Consider the following 20,400-nt stretch of genomic DNA (forward strand, 5'->3'; position numbering starts at 1 on the left):
ACTCGGCGCCCGACAGACGACCGCACGGTTCACCTCAGGCTCTGCGCGATCCGCCGTACCGCTTCACGCAGCCGGTCCGGGGTGTTCGCCGCATAGCCGATCACCAGGCCCGACGGTCCGGCGCCCAGCCGGTGCGCCGAGAGGGGCTGCACGCGCACCCCTGCCTCGCCCGCGCGTCGGGCCACGGCGACGTCGTCCGTGCCGGGCACGGTCACCAGGAGGTGCAGGCCGGCGGCCACCCCGTGAGCGGTGCTGTCGGGCAGCTCGGCGGCGAGTGCCGCGAGCAGGGCGTCGCGGCGGGCGCGGTGTCGCCGCCGGACCTGGCGAAGGTGCCGTTCGAACCCACCGGTGGTGATGAAGTGCGCCAGTGCTAGCTGCGGCAGCGCCGGGCCGGCCAGGTCGGTCCAGTAGCGCGCCTCGACCAGCTCGGCCTGGAGCGCGGCGGGTGCGAGCAGCCAGCCGATGCGGATGGCCGGCGCGAGCGACTTGGACACGCTGCCGAGGTGGACCACGTGGTCGGGCGCGAGCGCGCGCAGCGCCGGGACCGGCGGACGGTCGTAGCGGTGCTCGGCGTCGTAGTCGTCCTCGATGACGAGCCGTCCGGGCAGGCGTCCGCGGCCCGACGGCGGCGCGCCGCGCGCCCAGGCGACCAGCTCCCGGCGCCGGTCCGGGGCGAGCACGACGCCCGTGGGGAACTGGTGCGCCGGGGTGACCACCACGGCGTCGACCCCGCTCCTGCCGAGCGCGGCCACGTCCAGGCCGTCGTGGTCCACGGGGACGGGGACGGGTTCCAGGTCCCACCACCGGAGGTGCTCGCGCGCCCCGAAGGATCCCGGGTCCTCGAACCCGATCCGGTGCAGCCCTCGCGCGCCGAGCGCCCGGGCGAGGAGCATGAGGCCCTGCGAGACGCCGTTGACCACGAGGATGTCGTCAGGGCGGGCGCGGATTCCCCGGGTGCGCGCGAGCCAGCCGGCGAGCGCCTCGCGGAGCGCGGGCAGGCCGCGCGGGTCCCCGTAGCCGAGCTCGCTCGATGCCAGCCCGGTCAGCGCCGACCGTTCAGCGCGGGCCCAGGCGGCGCGGGGAAACGCGGACAGGTCGGGCAGGCCGGGCGACAGGTCGATCAGGTCGGGCGGGTCTGCACGGTAGTCCGGCGTCGCCGAGGTGGCCGGGTCGGGCAGGACGGACACCGGGGCCCATGCGGCGCGGACCGTCGTGCCGCCTCCGTGCCGGCCGGACAGCAGGCCCTCGTCGGTGAGGCGCCGGTAGGCCTCGACCACCACACCGCGCGAGCAGCCGAGCTGGCCTGCGAGGACGCGGGTCGAGGGCAGCCGGTCGTCCGGGGCGAGCCGGCCGTCGGACACCGCGCCCCGCACCGCCTCGGCCAGCCACGCGGTGAGGTTCCCGCGGCCGGCCTGTGCTGGGTCGAGCTGGAGAAAGTCGGCCCCGCCCATCTTGGTCCTCTCGACAGTCGATCGTTTGGCTCTATCAGATATACCAAAGTCCGAGCAGGCTCGCGGACATGACGACCAGGACGCCCACCGAGCCGGGCACCGAGCCGAGCACCGAACCGGGCACCACGAGCAGCGCCGAGGACGACACCCGCCCGCGCCCGCAGGCCAGGCCGTGGTCCGGGCCGCTGTACGCGGGCATCGGCATGGCGCTGGTGGGCAGCCAGGTGGCGGTGTCGGGTGTGCTCGCCGACGCTCCCCTCTTCGCTGTGCAGGCGATCCGGTACACGCTGGCCGCCCTGGTGCTGCTGGTGGTCCTGCGGTGCACCGGGCGCGCGGTCCCGGTACCCCGCGGCCGGGAGTGGGCGTGGCTCGCGGGAGTGGCGCTGACCGGGCTGGTGCTGTTCAACGTCGGAGTGGTGCGCGGCGTCGCGCACGCCGAGCCCGCGGTGATCGGCGTCGCCGTCGCGGCGGTACCGATCCTGCTGGCGCTCGTGGGGCCGCTGCTGGGACGCACCCGGCCGACGCCGATGGTGGTGGTCGCGGCAGCGGTGGTGACGCTGGGCGCCGTCCTGGTGACCGGGGGCGGCCGCTCCGACGCCGTGGGGCTGGGCTACGCGCTGCTGACGCTGCTCTGCGAGGCCGGGTTCACACTGCTGGCCGTACCCGTGCTGCGCAGGCTCGGGCCGCACGGGGTGTCGCTCCATGCGGTCTGGATCGCGGCGGTGGCGCTCTGGGCGCTGAGCCTCACGACGGAGGGGCCGGGCGCGGCTCTGACCCTGCGCGCCGAGCACGTACCCGCCACGCTGCACCTCGCCCTCTCCGTCACGGTGGTGGCGTTCCTGCTCTGGTACACGGCGGTCGGGCGGATCGGACCGGGGCGTGCGGGGCTGTTCACCGGCGTGGTGCCCGTTGCGTCGGCGGTGGGCAGCGTGCTGCTCGGCGGTCCCGTGCCTGGACCGGTGGTGTGGGTGGGGGTTGGCGTGGTGGTCGTCGGCGTCGTGCTCGGGGCTCAGCCGACCGGTCGCGGGTCCCGGCCCAGGAGGCGCAGGGCGTCGAACCACCCGTCGTCGCCGCGTTCGGCCAGCGCTCCCCCGAAGACGCCGGGCGACCTGCCGGGCCGGCTCGCGATCTTCCGGGCGAGGTCGAGGACGAGCTCGGTGACGGAGTCGTCGGGGCGGTAGGTGTCGCCGAGCGCCGTGGCGACGTCCCAGGCATGGACGGCGGTGTCGAGGAGCTGCATGCTGAGCGCGCCTGCCGCGGTCACGTCGATGTCGAGCTCGGCGAGGTGGGCGGTGGCGTTCTCGTCGGCCGCCCCGAACGCGGCGCGCAGGGCCTCGGCGGACGCGCCCCACTCGCCGACGGCGTTCGCCGGGGTGACCTCCGGCCCTGCGTAGCTCGCCGCCTCCGCGTCGCCGGCGGTGACGGCGGCCGCGAAGCCGCGGTTCTGGCCGATCATGTGCGACAGGAGGTCTGCGAGGTTCCAGCCCTCGCACGGCGTCGCGACCCCGAGGTCACCGCGGGCCGCCCCGTCGACCAGCGGTCCGGTGTCGGCGAGTGCGCCGTCGTGCAGAGCGAGCATCTTAGAATAAGTAAGCATGCGTAGACGATACACCACGGTAGATCATATGGGGGTGGTTAGGATCGCCAGGTGGAGCGACCTGAGCTTGGCTACCTGCTGACCCGGCTGCTGCGGACGGCGATGGCTCGGGAGGAACCGATCCTGGCGAACGCCGGACTACGGATGTGGGACTACGCGGTCCTCAGCGCCCTCACGGAGAACGCCGCACCGACCCAGGCCCAGCTGGCGGCCGCCACCGGGCGCGACAAGACACGGCTGATCGGCAACCTCGACCAGCTGGAGCGGCTCGGGCTCGTCACGCGTGAACCGGATCCCGCGGACCGCCGTAACCGCGTCGTCTCCCTCACTGCCGAGGGACGGCGGATCCTCGAACGGTGCCGGGCCGACATCCGCGAGATGGAGGACGACCTGCTGCGTGATGTCCCGCCGGGCGACCGGGAGGCCTTCGAACGGGTGCTCACCAGGCTGGTCGATCCGCTGGACTGACGCCCTCCACCGGCGCGAGGGTCACGCCTCGAACCGGTAGCCAGCTCCCGGGTGGGTGAGGATGTGGCGCGGGTGGGACGGGTCCTGCTCCAGCTTGCGCCGCAGCTGCGCCGTGTAGACGCGCAGGTAGTTGGTCTCCGTGGAGTACGCGGGGCCCCAGACCTCGTGCAGCAGCAGCTTGCGGTCCACGAGCCGGCCGCGGTTGCGCACGAGCACCTCCAGCAGCGCCCACTCCGTAGGGCTGAGCCGCACCTCGGCGCCGGCGCGGGACACCTGCCGGCGCGCCAGGTCGATCCGCAGCTCGCCCGCCGTGACCACGGGTTCCTCCGACCGGGCCGGCTCCGCCCGCCGGACGGCGGCGCGCAGCCGTGCGAGCAGCTCGTTCATCGCGAACGGCTTGGTCACGTAGTCGTCGGCGCCGGCGTCCAGGGCGTCGACCTTGTCGTCGCCGAGCTGGCGCGCGGACAGCACCACGATCGGCACCCGCGTCCAGCCCCGGATCCCCTCGATGACGTCGAGACCCGGCATGTCGGGCAGGCCGAGGTCGAGCAGCACCACGTCCGGCCGGGCCGACGCCACGGCATCCAGGGCGGCGGCGCCCGTCGGCGCTGCGGTGACGTCCCAGCCGTGCGCCCGCAGGTTGATGGCCAGCGCACGGGCCAGCGCGGCGTCGTCGTCCACCACGAGCACCCGGTTGCCCGACGCCGACGCCCGCTCGCCCCCGCCACCCGGCTCACCGATCACAGGGCCATCCCATCACGCTCGGCGTCCCGGGCGCGTGGCACCGTGAGCACCATCGTCAGGCCGCCGCCCGGAGTGTCCTCCGCGGCGATCCACGCGCCGACGGCGGCCGCGAGCCCCGACGCGACGGCCAGGCCGAGGCCCAGGCCGCCCGTGCTCGTGTCGTCGAGGCGCTGGAACGGCTCGAACATGGTGGCCTTGCGGTCGTCGGGAACGCCAGGTCCGGTGTCCGCCACGCGCAGCTCGACGGTCTCACGCGTCGCGGAGGCCGTGACCAGGACCTTCGCCCCGGCCGGGGAGTGCCGCACCGCGTTGGAGACGACGTTCGCCACCACCCGCTCGAACAGGCCCGGGTCCGTGTGCACCAGCGGGAGGTCCTCGGGCACGTCGAGCGCCAGCACGGACAGCCACGGCTCGACGGCGATCGGCACCACCTCCTCCAGCGACGCGGCGCGCAGGGCCGGACGGACGGCCCCGGTCTGCAGGCGCGACAGGTCGAGGAGGTTGCCGATGAGCCGCTCGAGGCGGTGGGTCGACTCCGCGATCGTCGCCGTCAGGGTGTCGCGGTCCTCCCGGTCGAGCTCGACGTCGGGCGAGGCGAGCCCGTCAACGGCCGTGCGGATCACGGCGAGCGGGGTGCGCAGGTCGTGGGAGACCGCTGCGAGCAGCGCCGTGCGCGTGCGCTCGGTCTGCTCCAGCACCTCCGCCTGCGCCGCCTGCTCGCGCAGCCGCCGGTGCTCCAGGACGATCCCCGCCTGCGCCCCGAACGCCTCGACCACCTGCCGGTCCGTCGCCGGAAGCACCCGCCCGGCCAGGAGCAGCCGGTGCCGGTCGTCGATCGCCACCTCGGTCACGGGCCCGTCCGGGACCGGCTCGGCGCCCCGCGACTCGTGCGCCACGGCCACCCACGGCGCACGGTCGTCGGCACGCTCCTCCAGCCGCACGTCGGACATCCCGAAGGTCTGCGCCAGCCGCTGCACGATCGCCTGGGCCGTGTCCTGCCCGGACAGCACCGAGCGCGACAGGGCGGCCAGCGTGGACGCCTCGGCACGGGCCCGGTAGGCCTGGGTGGTGCGCCGCGCCGCGAGGTCGACCACCGACGCGGCAGCGACCGCCACCACCACGAACACGGCGAGCGCGAACACGTTCTCCGCCTCCGCGATCGTCCATCGGGTCACCGGGGGCGTGAAGAACCAGTTGAGGCACAGGTTCGACACGATGGCGGCCACGATGGCCGGCCAGAGGCCCCCGATCAGGGCGACCCCGACCACGCCGGCCAGGAGCAGCATGGCGTCGGTCGCGAGGGCCACGTCGTCCCGGCCGATCAGCAGGAGGATGGCGGTCAGGGCCGTCGGCATCGCGAGCGCCGACCCCCAGCCCGCGGCCCTGCGCCCCGGTGACAGCGACGAGTACCGGGACCCCACGCTCACCCCCACGCGGGCCCGCTCGTGCGTCACGAGGTGCACGTCGATGGCGCCGGACAGGCGCGCGATCTCCGCTCCGGAGGAACCGAGCAGCGCCTGCCGCCACACGCTGTGCCGAGACACGCCCACCACGATCATCGTCGCGTTGACCCCGCGCGCGAAGTCCACGACCGCTGACGGCACGTCCTCCCCGACGACCGTGTGGAACGAGCCGCCGAGCGACTCCACCAGGGCCCGGTGCGCGCTGATGGTGGCCGACGGCGTCGACGGCAGCCCGTCCGTCGGCAGCACGTGCACGGCCAGCAGCTCGGTGCCTGCCGCGCGCTGCGCGATGCGCGCGCCCCGGCGCAGCAGCGTCTCCGTCTCCGGGCCGCCGGTGACGGCGACGACGATGCGCTCGCGGGCGGGCCACGTGCCGTCGATCGCGTGGTCGGCGCGGTACCTGGTCAGGGCGTCGTCGACGCGGTCGGCGAGCCAGAGCAGCGCGAGCTCGCGCAGCGCCGTCAGGTTGCCGACGCGGAAGAACGACGACATGGACGCGTCGATCTGCTCGGCCCGGTACACGTTGCCGTGGGCGAGCCGGCGCCGGAGCTGCTGGGGCGAGAGGTCGACGAGCTGGATCTGGTCGGCGTCGCGCACCACCTGGTCGGGCACCGTCTCCCGCTGCCGGACGCCGGTGATCGCCTCGACGTCGTCGGTCAGGGACGCGAGGTGCTGCACGTTGACCGTGGTGACCACGTCGATGCCCGCGTCGAGCAGCTCGTGCACGTCCTGCCACCGCTTGGCGTGCTGGGACCCGGGGGCGTTGGTGTGCGCGAGCTCGTCCACGAGCGCGACCTTGGGCGCCCGTTCCAGCACTGCCGCGACGTCGAGCTCCGTGAGCGTGGTCCCGCGGTGCTCGACGAGCCGCCGCGGGACCAGCTCCAGGTCCCTGATCCGGTCGACGGTCGCGGCCCGGCCGTGGGTCTCCACGAGGCCGATCACGACGTCGGTGCCGCGTGCGCGGCGACGGCACGCCTCGTCGAGCATGGCGTAGGTCTTGCCCACGCCAGGGGCCGCCCCGAGGTAGACGGTGAGGCGGCCCCGGCGTCCGGTGGTCATGGCCTTAAGTGTGCGACATCGAGTGCGAGGTTGAGCTCCAGGACGTTCACCCGCGGCTCGCCGAGCACGCCCAGGTCACGCCCGGCGGTGTGCTGCGCCACCAGGTCGGCCACGTCGGCGTCGGGCAGGCCCCGGGCGGCAGCGACCCGCGCGACCTGGATCGCCGCGTACCCAGGGCTGACGTGCGGGTCGAGGCCCGAGGCCGACGCCGTGACGGCGTCGGCGGGGACGTCGGCCGGGTCCACGCCCTCCAGGTCGGCGACCGCCGCCTTGCGCTCCTCGATGTCGGCGACCAGGTCGGGGTTGAGCGGGCCGAGGTTGGACCCGCCGGACGCGAGGGTGTCGTACTCGCCGGCCGACGGCCGGGGGTGGAAGTACTGCTCGCCCGCGAAGCCCTGGGCGAGCAGCGCGGAGCCGGCCGCGTCGTCGCGCGAGGTGGTGCGGACGCCGTCGGACGTCACGAGCGAGCCGTCGGCCTGCCAGCCGAAGGCCACCTGCCCGACGGCGGTCATCGCGAGCGGGTAGGCCAGCCCGGTCAGCAGGGTGAAGGCGAGCAGCATGCGCAGCCCGGCCAGCGAGTGGCGGGTCAGCGTGGCGAGGTCGCTCGCCGCTGTGGTCGTTGCCATGTCAGTTCCTTTGTGTGTTCCGGGGCCGCAGGGCCGGGCTACAGGCCCGGGAGCAGCGAGACGACGAGGTCGATGAGCTTGATGCCCACGAACGGGGCGACGAGGCCGCCGAGGCCGTAGATCAGCAGGTTGCGCCGCAGCAGGGCCGACGCCGACGCCGGCCGGTACCGCACACCGCGCAGCGACAGCGGGATCAGCACGAGGATGATCAGCGCGTTGAAGATGACGGCCGACAGGATCGCCGAGCCGGGGCTCGACAGCCGCATGATGTTCAGCACCTCGAGCTGCGGGAACACCGTAAGGAACATGGCGGGCAGGATCGCGAAGTACTTCGCGACGTCGTTCGCCACGGAGAACGTCGTCAGGGCGCCGCGCGTGATGAGCAGCTGCTTGCCGATCTCCACGATCTCGATGAGCTTGGTGGGGTCGGAGTCGAGGTCCACCATGTTGCCCGCCTCCTTGGCGGCGGACGTGCCGGTGTTCATCGCGACGCCGACGTCGGACTGCGCGAGCGCAGGGGCGTCGTTCGTGCCGTCCCCGGCCATGGCGACCAGCTTGCCGCCCTCCTGCTCGCGCCGGATCAGGTCGAGCTTGTCCTCGGGCGTGGCCTCGGCCAGGACGTCGTCCACCCCGGCCTCCGCGGCGATGGCCCGCGCGGTCACGGCGTTGTCGCCGGTGACCATGACGGACCGGATGCCCATGGCGCGCAGCTGGTCGAACCGCTCGCGCATCCCCTCCTTGACGACGTCCTTGAGCCGGACGACGCCGAGCACGCGCGCCGGCGCCTCGCCGGCCTGCTCGGCGACGACGAGGGGCGTGCCGCCCGTCCGGGACACGGCGTCGACGTGGGCCGCCAGCTCCTCGGCCTCCGCGGGGGTGGGCCGAGCGCCGGTGCTGTGCACCCAGAGCTGCACGGCGCTGCCTGCCCCCTTCCGGATGCGGACGGCACCCGGCAGGTCGACGCCCGACATCCGGGTCTGGGCCGTGAACGGCACCAGCTCGGCGTCCGGCGGCAGGTCGTGCCCCGTCCCGCCCGCACCCGTCGTCGAGTACAGGGAGTCGACCAGGTCGACGATGCTGCGACCCTCCGGCGTCTCGTCCGCCAGCGAGGCCAGCCGTGCCGCCTCGGCCAGCTCGCGGGACGTCACCCCGCCCACCGGCAGCACCTCCGTGGCGCGCCGGTTGCCGTACGTGATGGTGCCGGTCTTGTCGAGCAGCAGCACGTCGACGTCGCCGGCCGCCTCGACCGCCCGGCCCGACATCGCCAGCACGTTGCGCTGCACCAGCCGGTCCATACCCGCGATGCCGATCGCGCTGAGCAGCGCGCCGATCGTCGTCGGGATCAGGCAGACCAGCAGCGCCACCAGCACCAGCAGCGACTGCCGCGAGCCCGAGTACACCGCGAACGGCTGCAGCGTCGCGACCGCAAGGAGGAACACGATGGTGAGCGACGTGAGCAGGATGTTCAGCGCCACCTCGTTCGGCGTCTTCTGCCGCTCGCTGCCCTCCACCAGCGCGATCATCCGGTCCACGAACGTCGAGCCCGCCGGCGCCGTGATGCGCACGACGATCTGGTCGGACAGCACGACGGTGCCGCCCGTGACCGCCGACCGGTCGCCGCCGGACTCCCTGATGACGGGGGCCGACTCGCCGGTCACCGCCGACTCGTCCACCGACGCGACGCCCTCGACGACGTCGCCGTCGCCCGGCAGGGTCTCCCCCGCAGCGACCACCACGACGTCGCCCACCTGGAGCGTCGAGGACGGCACCTCGACCGTCGGCAGCAGGTCCAGGCGCGAGCCCGAGACCAGCGTGTCCTGGGGCGCGGCGACCTTGCGCGCCGTCGTCTGCCGCTGGGTGGCCCGCAGGGTGGAGGCCTGCGCCTTGCCGCGCGACTCCGCCACCGACTCCGCGAGCGTCGCGAAGAACACCGTCGCCCACAGCCACACGGCGATCCACCCGGCGAACACGCCAGGCTCGACGACCGCGAGGACCGTCGTGACGAACGCGCCCACCTCGACCACGAACATCACCGGCGACGTGTACAGCACGCGCGGGTCGAGCTTCCGCAGCGCACCAGGGAGCGCCGCACGCAGCTGCGCCCAGGTCAGGGCACGCGGGACCGAACGCTTCGAGCGGTGCCGGGTCTCGGCGGGCACTTCAGCGGGAGCCTCAGGAACGCTCCGGGTGTCGATGGTCATGACAGGGACTCCACAACGGGACCGAGGGACAGGACAGGAATGAAGGTGAGCCCCACGACGACTAGCGCCACCGCGGCCAGCAGGCCCGCGAACAGCGGACGGTGCGTCGGCAGCGTGCCCGACGTCGCCGGGACCGCCGTCTGGCTCGCGAGCCGGCCGGCCAGGGCCAGCACCAGGGCTATCGGGACGAAGCGCCCGGCCAGCATCGCCAGACCCTGCGCCACCTCGTAGAACGGGGTGCCCGTGGCCAGGCCCGCGAACGCCGACCCGTTGTTGTTCGCCGCAGACGCGAACGCGTACAGCACCTCGGACAGGCCGTGGGGACCGGTCTCCTGGATCCCCGCCAGCCCCGGCTCGACGACGACCGCCACCGCCGTACCGACCAGCACCAGCGCGGGCACCGTCAGCACGTACAGCGCGACGATCGTCATCTCCCGACGGCCGATCTTCTTGCCCAGGTACTCCGGGGTACGGCCCACCATCAGGCCCGCGACGAACACCGCGACCACCGCCAGCAGGAGCATCCCGTACAGACCCGCGCCCACCCCGCCCGGCGCCACCTCGCCCAGCAGCATGTTGAACAGCAGCATGCCGCCGCCCGGCGCCGTGAACGAGTCGTGCATCGAGTTCACCGACCCCGTCGACGTCGCCGTCGTCGACACCGCGAACAGGGCGCTCGCGGCGAGCCCGAACCGGGACTCCTTGCCCTCCATGGCGGCACCTGCCGCCTGGGGCGCTGCGCCGGGGCCCGCGAGCTCGGCCCAGGTGGTCAGCGCCAGCGACGCCGCCCAGAGGCCGCCCATGACGCCGAGGATCGCCCAACCTTGGCGGCGGTCACCGACCATGATGCCGAACGCCCGCGGCAGGGTGAACGGGATGACGAGCAGCAGGAAGATCTCGACGAGGTTCGTGAACGGCGTCGGGTTCTCGAAGGGGTGCGCCGAGTTCGCGTTGAAGAACCCGCCGCCGTTGGTGCCGAGGTTCTTGATGGCCTCCTGGGAGGCGACCGGGCCGCCCAGCACGTGCTGGGTGGCGCCCTCCACCGTGCGGATCGCCGTGTGCGGGTCAAGGTTCTGGATGACGCCGCCCGCCATCAGGACGATCGCGGCGACGACGGAGAGCGGCAGGAGGACGCGGACCACGCCGCGGGTCAGGTCGGACCAGAAGTTGCCGACGCGGGCGTCGGTACCCGAGCGGGCGAAGCCACGCACCAGCGCGATGGCGACGGCCATGCCGACGGCCGCCGAGACGAAGTTCTGCACCGTGAGACCGGTCATCTGCAGGAGGTGTCCCGCTGCGGCCTCTCCCGAGTACCACTGCCAGTTCGTGTTCGTGGTGAAGCTGACGGCGGTGTTCCAGGCGCCGCCCGGGTCGAGCCCGGTGAAGCCGAGGTCCCACGGCAGGTAGGCCTGGAGCCGCCCCAGCCCGTAGAGGAAGAGCACGGAGACGAGCGAGAAGCCCAGCAGCGACATCAGGTAGGTGGTCCAGCGCTGCTCGGCGTCCGGGTCCACGCGCACGGCGCGGTACCAGAGGCGCTCGGCCCGCAGGTGGTTCGGGCTGCTGTAGGTGCGCGCCAGGTACGCGCCCAGCGGCACGTGCACGGCGGCGAGCGCGGCGACCAGCACAAGGATCTGCGCCAGTGCCACGAGCACGGGGGCTGCGGTGCTCATGGCGATCACCGCGTCCGGTCGGCGCGCAGCAGCGCCACGAAGAGGTACCCGAGGCCGGCCAGCGTGAGCACCAGGCCCACGACGTCGAACGGGTTCACTTCCGCCTCCCCAGGGGGTCGGCGGACGAGTCGCGCGGGGCGGGCTCGTGCGTGGCGGCGCGACGCGCCACCAGGGCCACCGCGGTGAAGAACACCACGGTCAGGAGGATGTAGGCCAGATCGGTCATGCCACTGGTCTATGCCCGACGACGCCCGGCGAACCCTTCCCTTGACGGAACGTTGACGCCGGGCGCCGGGACCCTGACAGGCCGCTGACGCATGGCGGTTGCTACGGCTCGGGCCACCTCGATCTGCCCCGGCTGCCGGCCGTCGGACAGCACGGACAGCGCCACGTGGTCGGCGCCCGCGGCCAGGTGCGCCTGCGCCGCGGCGACTATCGCCTCGGCGTCCCCGATGGTTGCCACGGCGTCCACGAGGTCATCGCTCAGACCGGTGATGTCGTCGTCGCCGAATCCCATCCGGCGCATGTTCGCCGCGTACCCGCCGACGCCGGGGCCCAGCAGGAAGCTGAGCGGGCCCCGCACGGTCCGCCGGGCACTGTCGACGTCGCTGTCCAGCACCACCAGCTGCTGCACCACGAGCGTCGCGTCCGGACCGAGGACCGACCGCGCCCACTCGGTGTAGCCGGGCGTGACCAGCATGGTGATCGCACCCGCCGCGCGCTCCCGGGCGAGCTCCAGCTTGCGGGGGCCGAGCGCCGCGATCAGCCGGCGTGCGGCGGGGACGGGCGCGGCGGGCGCGGCGTCGAGCTCGTCCAGGAACTGCCGCATCGCGGCGAGCGGCCGCGCCGCCTGCTGCGGCCCGCCGAAACCCGCGACCAGCCGTTCGGCCTCGCGGTCGGCCAGCAGGTCGAAGAGGCGTACGACGTCCGCGGCACCGTGCACGTCGAGCGACATGATCCCTGGGGCGACCGTTGCCTTCTGGGTCGCCCGCAGCAGCTCGACCAGCGGCTCGAGCGTCTCGAGCTGTCCACCGGGCACCCACAGCGCGGAGAAGCCGAGCCGTTCGGCCTCGGCGGCCCGCTCGAGGTGCGCACGGTCGTCCGCCACGTCGAGAACCATCCCCATCGGCCCCAGCTCGAACTCACCCATCAGCAGCTCCCGTCGCAGATCGCGGACCTGGTCCGCACGTCGTGTCGCGCTGAACGCTAGAACCTCAACCAAACTTGAGGTCAACCTTCCAGGACGGGACGGGGCAGCTGGCCGGGTCCGGACAGCAGACGACCCCAACACCGTGCACGCCACCTTCGGCGTGTCGCGTGCATGGTGCTGGGGTCGTCCGACCCGACCCGATCCGGCCCGGATGGCTCAGAAGTCGAAGAGGTTCTCCAGGAAGGAGTCCTTGCGCTTCTTCTTGTAGCGCGGGTCGTACTGGCGGTCGCCGTCATAGCGGCGGTCACCGTCGTACCGGCGGTCCCTGTCGTAGCGGCGGTCGTCGTCACGCCGACGGTCGTCGTACCGCGGGTCGTAGGCCGGCTGCGGCGAGCCGTACGGGCCCGCCTGCACGGGGTTCGGCACGGGCGGCGCCTGAGGTGCGGGGGTGGCGGGCGCGACGGGCGCGCTCGGCCGGTTCTCGGCGGCGATCTCGTTCTCCACCGAGCGGTCGATGACCTTGTCGAGCTCACCGCGGTCGAGCCACACGCCACGACACGTGGGGCAGTAGTCGATCTCGATCCCCTTGCGCTCGGACATGACGAGCGTGGTCTGGTCGATGGGGCACAGCATCGTAAGGGTCTCCTTGCGGTCGTCGTCTGCAGATCATCAACGGACGGGCCGAGCGTGCGGTTCCGCGACGTCAGGATCAGACGCCGGGTTCCATGTAGGGCCCCACGCTCTCACGGGCGGCTGGATCACCCAACAGCGCGAGCCCCGAGTAGACGGTGGCGGTCGCACCGCCGTCCTGGGACGACACCACCAACCACGCGACCGCGGCGATCAGGACCAGACCCGCGAGGACCGCCATCGCGATCTTCCAGGCCGACCACGGGCGCTCGCCCACCACCTCGGCCGTCCGGGCGTTGACCAGCACCTGGAACGGCTTGCCGCCGTACAGGTACGTCGCGATCCACACCGGCAGCAGCAGCAGCTTGTAGGTGATCTCCGAGTAGCCGGTGTCCACGTGGTGCACCCGCTGGACGTCGCCGCCGATGTCCCGCTCGCAGTCGTTCTCGATGACGGGCGCCATCTTCTGCTTGGCCACGTCCAGGCCCGCCTCCGGCTCGACGTCGTACCGCAGCGTCTCGTAGCCCGCCAGGTAGTCGGGCTGGTACTGCGCCGCCTGCTCCAGCGGCCAGGGGCTGAGCTTCGCCAGGTGCTCCGGCATGACCCGACCGGTCCCGGCGACGAGCACGTCGTCGAAGGCCCGAGCCACCGTGCCGGACGCGGGGTACCAGCGGGTCTTCTGCACCTGCCGGGTCTGCGTCTGGCTGCGGCCCTCGGAGTCGGTGGTGGTGTACGTCTCGGTCACCCAGTAGTGCTCGCCGCGCTGCCCCGTGTAGGCGGACCGGGTCTGCGCGTCGAACGTCCAGTGCGGCAGGTAGACGCCGTGCGCCTGCTCCGCGGACACCACCTTCTTCAGGGCCGACGGCGCGAACCACCGCGAGCGCACCCACTTCTGCAGGGCGCTCTGCATCGACGGCCTGTCGACCCCGAACGGGAGGACCGCCTCCGGTTCGACCAGGCCGAGCGCCTCGACCTCTGCGACCATCGGCGATCCGCAGAACCCGCACTTCTGCGACAGGTGGTCGCTCGTGGTCATCGCGCCGCACGTGCCGCACCGGTACTCGTGCGTGGTCGGGGCGGCCGGCCGTGGCGTGGCGGCGAGGCTCGCGAAGTCGTGCTCGCGCACCTCGCCGACGGCGGTGACCTGCTGCGCGTGCCCGCAGTACGGGCAGGTCAGCGTCCCGGTGCCGGCCGCGAACTCGACACTGGCCCCGCACTGCTCGCACGGGTAGGCGTGGTGGGCGGTCGTACCGCCCTCTGTGAGCTCCGCCATCCTCAGGCCTGCGGGAGCGGGGGCGGGGTGGCGCCGAGATGCCTCGCGACGTCGGGCACCGACGACGCAGGCTCCCAGGCCGACATCCCGGCGCGCCAGATCAGCGTCCCGGCCGTCAGCGTGCCGGCGGCGGCCTGGGCGGCCAGCGCGGCGTCGTCGAACGGGCCGGTCTGCGCGCCACCGTTGCCGAGGTACCAGCCGGGCAGCGGCGGCGGACCCGACGCCGGAGCGGTCTGGGTCGGGGCGGGCGCCGTCTGGGTGGGCGGCACGATCGCGTTGCCGACCGACTGCCCGAGGCCCATGCCGATCACGGCACCGGCGCTCCCGCCGCCGTCGGCCGCCGCCTCCATCGCGGCGCCCGCCTGGAACTGCTGGAAGGCGGCCATGCTGCCGACGGTCCCTGAGGAGACGATGCCCATGGACGTGCGCTTGTCGAGCGCCTCCTCGACCTCTGGCGGCAGGGAGATGTTCTCGATGACGAAGTTCGGCACCGAGATGCCCAGCTCTGCGAGCTCGTCGGTGAGCTTGGTCGCGAGCTGGGTGCCCAGCGCGGCGTGGTGGGCGGCGAGGTCGATCACGGGGATCCCCGCGGACGCGAGCGCGCTCGCGAGGTGACTCACGACGTTCTGGCGCAGGTACTCGTGCACCTCGTCGGTACGGAACTGCGGGTCGGTGCCGACGAGCTCACGCAACAGCTTCTGCGGGTCGGTGACGCGGGCGGCGAACGCGCCGAAGGCGCGCAGGCGCACCATGCCCAGCTCCGGGTCCCGCATCATGACGGGGTTCTTGGTGCCCCACTTCAGGTCGGTGAACTGCCGGGTGCTGACGAAGTACACCTCGGCCTTGAAGGGCGAGTGGAAGCCGTACTTCCAGCCCTTCAGCGTCGACAGGACCGGCAGGTTCTGGGTCTCGAGCGTGTAGGTGCCCGGCTCGAACACGTCGGCGATCAGACCCTCGTTGACGAAGACGGCGGTCTGCGACTCGCGCACGACGAGCTGTGCGCCCATCTTGATCTCGTTCTCGTAGCGAGGGAACCGCCACACGATGGTGTCCCGTGTGTCGTCGAGCCATTCGACGATGTCGACCAGCTCGCCCTTTATCTTGTCCAGCAGGCCCATGACGTGCTCCTTCGTTCTCTACCTACCCGGCTGCTCGCCCGGACGCTGCAAGCACTGGGACCCTACAATCCTGCGCACCCCTGCGGAACGAAAGAGGCTGCGCATCACGTGGCAGCGGACGACTGCCTGAGCCTCTGACATGTGAGAGAGTTTCACCAGCAGGGGTCACACCCGGCGAACCCGTCCGGAGGTGCAAGGACCGATGACCGTCCTCGTGGCGTACAACGAGTCGCCCCAGGGTGAGGCCGCGATGCGTGCCGCCGTCACCGAAGCGGTGCGACGTCGGCAGGAGCTGGCGGTACTCGTCCTCACGCCGCAGGTGGGCGCCAACGTCCCCGCCGCGCTGGCGCACCTCCTCGACAGCGTCCCCGCCACCGTCACGGTCGCGCCGATCACCTTCCGCTCCGAGCAGGTCGACGTCGCCGACGCGATCGTCGACCAGGCCGAGGCCGTCGCGGCGGACCTCGTGGTCATCGGCTCGCGCAAGCACTCGACGGTCGGCAAGTTCCTCGTCGGGTCGACGACGCAGCGGGTGCTGCTCGACTCCCCCGCACCGGTCCTGGTGGTCAAGGCCGGCTACGCCTGACCTCGCCGGGGTCAGCTACGCCTGGCCCCCGGGTCACGCACCGTCGGTCGTGTGAGGCCGGTCGGTCATCGGTCGATCCGTGCACGGACCTGGGCGATCACATCGTCCAGGAGCGGTGTGGCGATCCCGTGGGACGCCGCCCGGCGGCGCACCGCACCGCCGATGGCGTCGAGCTCACCGGCCCGTCCTGCCTCGATGTCCGCCTGCAGCGACGACCGCATGGGCGCAGGGAAACCGCCCAGGATGCCCTGGAGGTCCTCGCCGGTGGTCGGCACGCCCTCCGCGGTGGCGGTCGCGGCGATCTCGGCCAGCAGCCCGGAGGTCTGGCGCGGGTCACGGGTCAGCGCGTCCCCGATGCCGGTTGCCCAGGCCGACGTCAGCAGCGCGAGCGGTGCGAGGAAGCGCAGCTTCTTCCACAGCACCTCTGTGTCGGTCCCGCCGGTGACCACCTCGATGGGTGTGTCCCGCAGGGCAGCGACGACGCCGAGCGCGACGGCGTCGTCGGGCACGACCGCACGCAGCAGCGCTCCGCGGTGCCGGACCAGCGCGGGCCCGAAGCCGCCGGCGCCCGTACGCAGGGTCTCGCCCGCGACGGTGGCGCCCACGACACGCACGCCGGGCAGCGCCGAGCGCAGCACTTCCAGGTGGTCCAGGCCGTTGAGCAGGGACAGCACCTCCGTTGGCGCGGTGCCGGTGAGCAGCGCGGCGGCGTCCGCGACGCCCTCGGCCTTGACCGCCACGATCACGCGCGCACCGTGCGGGACCTCCGTCGTCGCGACCAGCGGGGCGTGCCACGTCCCGAACTCGTCGGTCGCCACGTCCAGGCCGTGCTCCGTGATCTGCCGGGCGGTCTTCTCCCGGGCGACCACGACGACGTCGTGCCCCGCGCGCTGGAGCAGGGCGGCGGTGAGGCCGCCGATCGCGCCAGGGCCGATGATCGCGATGAGGTTGTCAGTCATGGGGCTCATCGTAGGCAGGCGCCCCGGTCCAGAGCGGCGGCCGACGGTGCTGCTCGGAGCCGGCCGACGTCCGGGATGTGGGCTGGCGCGATGGCGCTGGGCTGCGCCGAACCGCAGGTTGGTCGTCCACATCGCCGGCCACCGGCGCCGAACCGCAAGCTGACCAGGACCCTGGACGCCGAGCCGCAAGACGTTGGTCCATCACCGCACTGAGCGGCGCGAACGTTGCGGTTGGGCACCCGGCACCACGTTCAGGTTGCGGCTCGACGCCGTCCGACGAGCGGGTGCACCCGTAAGTTGCGGTTCGACGCCGTCCGACAGCCTCCGTCCACCCGCAACCTGCGGTTCGGCACCCGCGCGGGTCTCACGCTCATCCCGGTCGCGGGCGATGCTGGTCTAGTCTCGGAACATGCCAGCTGTCACGCTCGGGATCCCGTCGGTCCGAGGCCTGCCGCGGCGCGCCGCCACGCCGGCCGGCAAACCGCGTCCCGAGACCCCGCTCCTCGTCGACCGGTACGGGCGGGTCGCGCGCGACCTGCGCGTCTCCATCACGACGGCGTGCTCCCTGCGCTGCACCTACTGCATGCCGGCGGAGGGGCTGCCCCTGGTGCCGCGTGACGAGCTGATGACGCCGGAGGAGATCGGTCGGCTCGTCGGCATCGGCGTGCGGGACCTCGGCATCCGCGACATCCGCTTCACCGGTGGTGAGCCGCTCATGCGGCGCGACCTGGAGCAGATCATCGGTGCCGCACGGACGGCGGCCGACGACGCCATGTCGTCCGTCGAGGCCACAACGGGCAGCCAGGGAGCACCCGAGCACGTCCGTATCGCCATGACCTCGAACGCCCTCGGACTCGACAAGCGCGCCGGCGCGCTGGTCGCGGCAGGGCTGGACCGGGTCAACGTCTCGCTCGACACGGTGGACCGGGAGGCATTCGCGACCTTGACCCGGCGCGACCGCCTGGACGACGTGCTCACCGGGATCCGGGCGGCCATCGCCGCGGGCCTGGCGCCGGTCAAGATCAACGCGGTCCTCCTGCCCGAGACCCTGACGGGCGCCGCCGACCTGCTCGCGTGGGCCGTCGAGCACGGCTGCAACCTGCGCTTCATCGAGGAGATGCCGCTCGACGCGGACGGGCAGTGGACGCGCGACGACGTCGTGAGCGCTGCCGACCTGCTGAGCCGGCTCGGGGAACGGTTCGCGCTGACCCCGGCAGGCCGTGAGGATCCGTCAGCCCCGGCCGAGGAATGGCTGGTGGACGACGGGCCTGCCACAGTCGGCATCATCGCGTCGGTGACCCGCTCCTTCTGCGGCGCCTGCGACCGCACCCGGCTGACGGCAGAAGGCACCGTCCGGTCGTGCCTGTTCGGCAACGAGGAGACGGACCTGAAGGCGCTGCTGCGCAACGGCGCCACGGACGACGAGGTCGGCGACGCCTGGCGGGCCGCCATGTGGGCGAAGCCCCGCGCGCACGGCAGCGACGCCGTCGAGCTGGCGGCCGACGCCTTCGCCGACACCGAGCGCAGCATGGGCGCCATCGGCGGCTGAGCCGCCAGGACTCACGGCTCGCTCGGTGAGCCGGCGGAGCCGACAGGTTCGAGGACCTGCTGCGCCAGCGTCTCGCCCAGCCACGCGGCGTACTCGGCCGGAGACCATCCGCATCCAGCGGTCGCGTTGAGGTAGGTCTCCAGGCCGGTGAGGAGCCATGCCCGGTCGACTGCCATGCCCGGCGTCAGGTCTCGGCGGACGGCCCCGTCGCCGGCGAACCGATCGATCAGTGCGGTCAGTGCCGCACGACGGCGTGCATTGCCCTCCGCGACCATCTCTTCCATCTCGGCGGTCAGGTCACGGGCGAGGGACAGCTGCGGCCCGCTCGCGGTGAAGAACGCGCTGGTCCACTCCGCGAACGCCTGGAGGATCCTCCGCGGGTCGCGCTCGACGGCGATCCTCTCCCTCCACCGCGCGGCATCGGCGGTCTCCTCCATCTGCTCGACGACGGCGCGCGCCACCTTCGCCTTCGAACCGAAGGCTGCGTAGACCGTCTGGGGTGAGAAACCTGCCCGAGCCGCGATCGCGGCGATGGTGGTGTCGGCGAACCCCACCGACTCGAAGAGCTCGCGTGCCGCCGCCGTGATGTCGGCGCGGGTCCGGGCCGCCTGGGCCTCTCGCAGGGACGATCGGTAGCGGCGGGTCGAGGACGGCCGATCGGACAAGACGCGCCTCCCAGGTTCGGTGTTGACGGAACTCTATTGGATAGAGTTGACTACAGTCAATTGCTGGAGACCACGATGGAAGGCATACACATGGCTACGCCGATCACCCCGACGCCCCGGACCACGCCTGCTCCCGGCCGCGAGATCGGCGCCCAGATCGCCGGAGCGTTCGGCATGGTGTTCGTGTCGATCAACTCGACGACGCTCGCCCCGCCCGTGCGAGTACCTCTGCTGGTCGTCGCCGGCACCGCCCTGCTCGCCATAGTGCTGCTCAGCATGCGCAGCTACCGCCGGCAGGCGCAGGCGGCGAGCGCCCTGCCCACGCACACCGCTCAGCCGGGCGGGCAGCCCGGTGGCTCACCGTTCGGCCGGGCGTACTGGCTGGTCGTCGGCATAGAGGCAGTCGCACTGTTCGGCGGCATCCGGATCATCACCGGCCTCGGCTTTCCGGAGCTCGGTGTCGCCTGGGTCGCGTTCGTGGTGGGCACGCACTTCTTCGCCCTGGCACGCATCTTCCGCCTCGCACGGTTCCACGTCCTCGGCGCGATCGTCACGACGTTCGGGATCGCGGGGTTCGTGCTCCGGGCGCTCGGACACGTCGAACCGATCACGATCGTCAGCGGCGTGCTCAGCGGTCTGGCGCTGCTCGCCTTCGCTCTGGGGGCGTTCGCTCCGGCCCGATCGGTTTCGCCTCGCGGACGCGGTTGAACCACACCGTGAGTACAGCCACGCGCCTGCGTCGGATCGCTACAGGCCGACCCACTCCGACTCGCCGTCGGTGAACTGCTGCTTCTTCCAGATCGGCACCTCGGCCTTGATGCGCTCCACCAGCAGGGAGCACGCCTCGAACGCCTCCTTGCGGTGCCCGGCCGACGCCGACGCCACGAGCGCGACGTCCCCGACCTCGAGGTGCCCGTACCGATGGGTGGCGGCCACGCGCAGGCCCGTCTCCGCAGCCACCGCCTGGCACACTTTTTGTAGAACACCTGTCGCATCAGGGTGCGCCTCGTAGTCGAGGCTCGTGACGGCGCGGCCGCCGTCGTCGTCGCGCACCACGCCGCGGAACGTGACCACCGCGCCGCACTCGGGCGCGGCCACCGCGGCCTCGACGGCGCGCCCGACGGCGTCGTCGAGCACGTCCTGCGTCACCCGGACGGCCTCGTTCATCAGCACTCCCTCGCGCACGTGGGC

At 72.7% G+C, this 20,400-nt stretch carries 20 protein-coding genes and 1 pseudogene; 5 read left to right on the plus strand and 16 right to left on the minus strand.

The window, feature by feature from the left end; all coding sequences use genetic code 11:
• Nucleotides 1-29: 29 nt before the first annotated feature.
• Nucleotides 30-1,451: a MocR-like pyridoxine biosynthesis transcription factor PdxR gene (gene pdxR / locus APR04_RS06170; RefSeq protein ID WP_253868539.1), complete on the minus strand. Its 1,422-nt coding sequence runs from the start codon at nucleotides 1,449-1,451 to the stop codon at nucleotides 30-32.
• A gap of 203 nt (nucleotides 1,452-1,654) precedes the next feature.
• Here pdxR and APR04_RS06175 point away from each other — a divergent pair.
• Nucleotides 1,655-2,395 (plus strand): annotated as a pseudogene (locus tag APR04_RS06175) (DMT family transporter); the annotation flags it as partial.
• 65 nt (nucleotides 2,396-2,460) lie between these two features.
• Here the strand turns inward: APR04_RS06175 and APR04_RS06180 are convergent.
• Nucleotides 2,461-3,048, minus strand: coding sequence for a TIGR03086 family metal-binding protein (locus APR04_RS06180; RefSeq protein ID WP_253868540.1), 588 nt, complete (start codon nucleotides 3,046-3,048; stop codon nucleotides 2,461-2,463).
• Nucleotides 3,049-3,099: 51 nt separating this feature from the next.
• Between APR04_RS06180 and APR04_RS06185 the strand changes: the two genes are divergently transcribed.
• A complete protein-coding gene (locus APR04_RS06185; RefSeq protein ID WP_253868541.1) occupies nucleotides 3,100-3,516 on the plus strand; it encodes a MarR family winged helix-turn-helix transcriptional regulator in 417 nt (138 codons plus the stop codon).
• A gap of 21 nt (nucleotides 3,517-3,537) precedes the next feature.
• On the opposite strand, the gene APR04_RS06190 is transcribed toward APR04_RS06185, so the two are convergent.
• The 11 genes from APR04_RS06190 to APR04_RS06235 form a co-directional block, all read right to left on the minus strand.
• Nucleotides 3,538-4,260, minus strand: a complete 723-nt coding sequence (locus APR04_RS06190; protein WP_253868542.1) for a response regulator — start codon at nucleotides 4,258-4,260, stop codon at nucleotides 3,538-3,540.
• Nucleotides 4,257-6,782 (minus strand): DUF4118 domain-containing protein, encoded by a 2,526-nt coding sequence (locus APR04_RS06195; protein WP_253868543.1) that lies wholly within the window; start codon nucleotides 6,780-6,782, stop codon nucleotides 4,257-4,259. Before APR04_RS06195 ends, APR04_RS06190 begins: the two co-directional genes overlap by 4 nt.
• A complete protein-coding gene (gene kdpC / locus APR04_RS06200; RefSeq protein ID WP_301312193.1) occupies nucleotides 6,779-7,408 on the minus strand; it encodes a potassium-transporting ATPase subunit KdpC in 630 nt (209 codons plus the stop codon). The genes APR04_RS06195 and kdpC overlap by 4 nt, the downstream gene beginning before the upstream one ends.
• A gap of 38 nt (nucleotides 7,409-7,446) precedes the next feature.
• Nucleotides 7,447-9,609, minus strand: a complete 2,163-nt coding sequence (kdpB, locus tag APR04_RS06205) for a potassium-transporting ATPase subunit KdpB (RefSeq protein ID WP_253868544.1) — start codon at nucleotides 9,607-9,609, stop codon at nucleotides 7,447-7,449.
• Complete coding sequence (gene kdpA / locus APR04_RS06210; protein WP_253868545.1) at nucleotides 9,606-11,279, minus strand: potassium-transporting ATPase subunit KdpA; 1,674 nt, start codon at nucleotides 11,277-11,279, stop codon at nucleotides 9,606-9,608. The genes kdpB and kdpA overlap by 4 nt, the downstream gene beginning before the upstream one ends.
• Before the next feature lie 5 nt (nucleotides 11,280-11,284).
• A complete protein-coding gene (kdpF, locus tag APR04_RS06215; protein ID WP_253868547.1) occupies nucleotides 11,285-11,377 on the minus strand; it encodes a K(+)-transporting ATPase subunit F in 93 nt (30 codons plus the stop codon).
• Nucleotides 11,374-11,505, minus strand: a complete 132-nt coding sequence (locus APR04_RS30385; protein ID WP_301312194.1) for a hypothetical protein — start codon at nucleotides 11,503-11,505, stop codon at nucleotides 11,374-11,376. Before APR04_RS30385 ends, kdpF begins: the two co-directional genes overlap by 4 nt.
• A 9-nt stretch (nucleotides 11,506-11,514) precedes the next feature.
• A complete protein-coding gene (locus APR04_RS06220) occupies nucleotides 11,515-12,429 on the minus strand; it encodes a TIGR03620 family F420-dependent LLM class oxidoreductase (RefSeq protein ID WP_253868549.1) in 915 nt (304 codons plus the stop codon).
• Between the two features lie 216 nt (nucleotides 12,430-12,645).
• Entirely contained in the window at nucleotides 12,646-13,062 is a 417-nt protein-coding gene (locus APR04_RS06225; RefSeq protein ID WP_253868551.1) for a TFIIB-type zinc ribbon-containing protein, read from the minus strand.
• A 76-nt stretch (nucleotides 13,063-13,138) separates the two neighbouring features.
• On the minus strand, nucleotides 13,139-14,332 hold the full coding sequence (locus APR04_RS06230; RefSeq protein WP_253868552.1) for a TFIIB-type zinc ribbon-containing protein: 1,194 nt from the start codon (nucleotides 14,330-14,332) through the stop codon (nucleotides 13,139-13,141).
• Nucleotides 14,333-14,334: 2 nt separating this feature from the next.
• Entirely contained in the window at nucleotides 14,335-15,450 is a 1,116-nt protein-coding gene (locus APR04_RS06235; protein ID WP_253868555.1) for an SPFH domain-containing protein, read from the minus strand.
• Nucleotides 15,451-15,652: 202 nt separating this feature from the next.
• Between APR04_RS06235 and APR04_RS06240 the strand changes: the two genes are divergently transcribed.
• A complete protein-coding gene (locus tag APR04_RS06240; protein WP_253868558.1) occupies nucleotides 15,653-16,036 on the plus strand; it encodes a universal stress protein in 384 nt (127 codons plus the stop codon).
• 65 nt (nucleotides 16,037-16,101) lie between these two features.
• On the opposite strand, the gene APR04_RS06245 is transcribed toward APR04_RS06240, so the two are convergent.
• Complete coding sequence (locus APR04_RS06245; protein WP_253868560.1) at nucleotides 16,102-16,995, minus strand: ketopantoate reductase family protein; 894 nt, start codon at nucleotides 16,993-16,995, stop codon at nucleotides 16,102-16,104.
• Nucleotides 16,996-17,404: 409 nt separating this feature from the next.
• On the opposite strand from APR04_RS06245, the gene moaA reads away from it, so the two are divergent.
• The gene (gene moaA, locus APR04_RS06250; protein WP_253868562.1) at nucleotides 17,405-18,544 is read left to right on the plus strand and encodes a GTP 3',8-cyclase MoaA; all 1,140 of its coding nucleotides are present in this window, start codon (nucleotides 17,405-17,407) and stop codon (nucleotides 18,542-18,544) included.
• 11 nt (nucleotides 18,545-18,555) lie between these two features.
• Here moaA and APR04_RS06255 read toward each other — a convergent pair whose 3' ends face one another.
• The gene (locus APR04_RS06255) at nucleotides 18,556-19,209 is read right to left on the minus strand and encodes a TetR/AcrR family transcriptional regulator (protein WP_253868564.1); all 654 of its coding nucleotides are present in this window, start codon (nucleotides 19,207-19,209) and stop codon (nucleotides 18,556-18,558) included.
• Between the two features lie 90 nt (nucleotides 19,210-19,299).
• Between APR04_RS06255 and APR04_RS06260 the strand changes: the two genes are divergently transcribed.
• Entirely contained in the window at nucleotides 19,300-19,917 is a 618-nt protein-coding gene (locus APR04_RS06260) for a hypothetical protein (RefSeq protein WP_253868566.1), read from the plus strand.
• Between the two features lie 39 nt (nucleotides 19,918-19,956).
• Here APR04_RS06260 and APR04_RS06265 read toward each other — a convergent pair whose 3' ends face one another.
• Complete coding sequence (locus APR04_RS06265) at nucleotides 19,957-20,376, minus strand: molybdenum cofactor biosynthesis protein MoaE (RefSeq protein ID WP_253868568.1); 420 nt, start codon at nucleotides 20,374-20,376, stop codon at nucleotides 19,957-19,959.
• Nucleotides 20,377-20,400 lie beyond the last annotated feature (24 nt).

This window comes from Promicromonospora umidemergens, from assembly GCF_024171995.1.
GTDB classification, from domain to species: domain Bacteria; phylum Actinomycetota; class Actinomycetes; order Actinomycetales; family Cellulomonadaceae; genus Promicromonospora; species Promicromonospora umidemergens.

Excerpts from the sequence above, each read along its gene's own strand:
- pdxR (WP_253868539.1), bottom strand. The coding sequence starts at position 1,451 with ATGGGCGGGGCCGACTTTCTCCAGCTCGACCCAGCACAGGCCGGCCGC.
- APR04_RS06180 (WP_253868540.1), bottom strand. The coding sequence starts at position 3,048 with ATGCTTACTTATTCTAAGATGCTCGCTCTGCACGACGGCGCACTCGCC.
- APR04_RS06195 (WP_253868543.1), bottom strand. The coding sequence starts at position 6,782 with ATGACCACCGGACGCCGGGGCCGCCTCACCGTCTACCTCGGGGCGGCC.
- kdpC (WP_301312193.1), bottom strand. The coding sequence starts at position 7,408 with ATGGCAACGACCACAGCGGCGAGCGACCTCGCCACGCTGACCCGCCAC.
- kdpB (WP_253868544.1), bottom strand. The coding sequence starts at position 9,609 with ATGACCATCGACACCCGGAGCGTTCCTGAGGCTCCCGCTGAAGTGCCC.
- kdpA (WP_253868545.1), bottom strand. The coding sequence starts at position 11,279 with ATGAGCACCGCAGCCCCCGTGCTCGTGGCACTGGCGCAGATCCTTGTG.
- APR04_RS30385 (WP_301312194.1), bottom strand. The coding sequence starts at position 11,505 with ATGACCGATCTGGCCTACATCCTCCTGACCGTGGTGTTCTTCACCGCG.
- APR04_RS06220 (WP_253868549.1), bottom strand. The coding sequence starts at position 12,429 with ATGGGTGAGTTCGAGCTGGGGCCGATGGGGATGGTTCTCGACGTGGCG.
- APR04_RS06225 (WP_253868551.1), bottom strand. The coding sequence starts at position 13,062 with ATGCTGTGCCCCATCGACCAGACCACGCTCGTCATGTCCGAGCGCAAG.
- APR04_RS06230 (WP_253868552.1), bottom strand. The coding sequence starts at position 14,332 with ATGGCGGAGCTCACAGAGGGCGGTACGACCGCCCACCACGCCTACCCG.
- APR04_RS06235 (WP_253868555.1), bottom strand. The coding sequence starts at position 15,450 with ATGGGCCTGCTGGACAAGATAAAGGGCGAGCTGGTCGACATCGTCGAA.
- APR04_RS06240 (WP_253868558.1), top strand. The coding sequence starts at position 15,653 with ATGACCGTCCTCGTGGCGTACAACGAGTCGCCCCAGGGTGAGGCCGCG.
- APR04_RS06245 (WP_253868560.1), bottom strand. The coding sequence starts at position 16,995 with ATGACTGACAACCTCATCGCGATCATCGGCCCTGGCGCGATCGGCGGC.
- moaA (WP_253868562.1), top strand. The coding sequence starts at position 17,405 with ATGCCAGCTGTCACGCTCGGGATCCCGTCGGTCCGAGGCCTGCCGCGG.
- APR04_RS06260 (WP_253868566.1), top strand. The coding sequence starts at position 19,300 with ATGGCTACGCCGATCACCCCGACGCCCCGGACCACGCCTGCTCCCGGC.
- APR04_RS06265 (WP_253868568.1), bottom strand. The coding sequence starts at position 20,376 with ATGAACGAGGCCGTCCGGGTGACGCAGGACGTGCTCGACGACGCCGTC.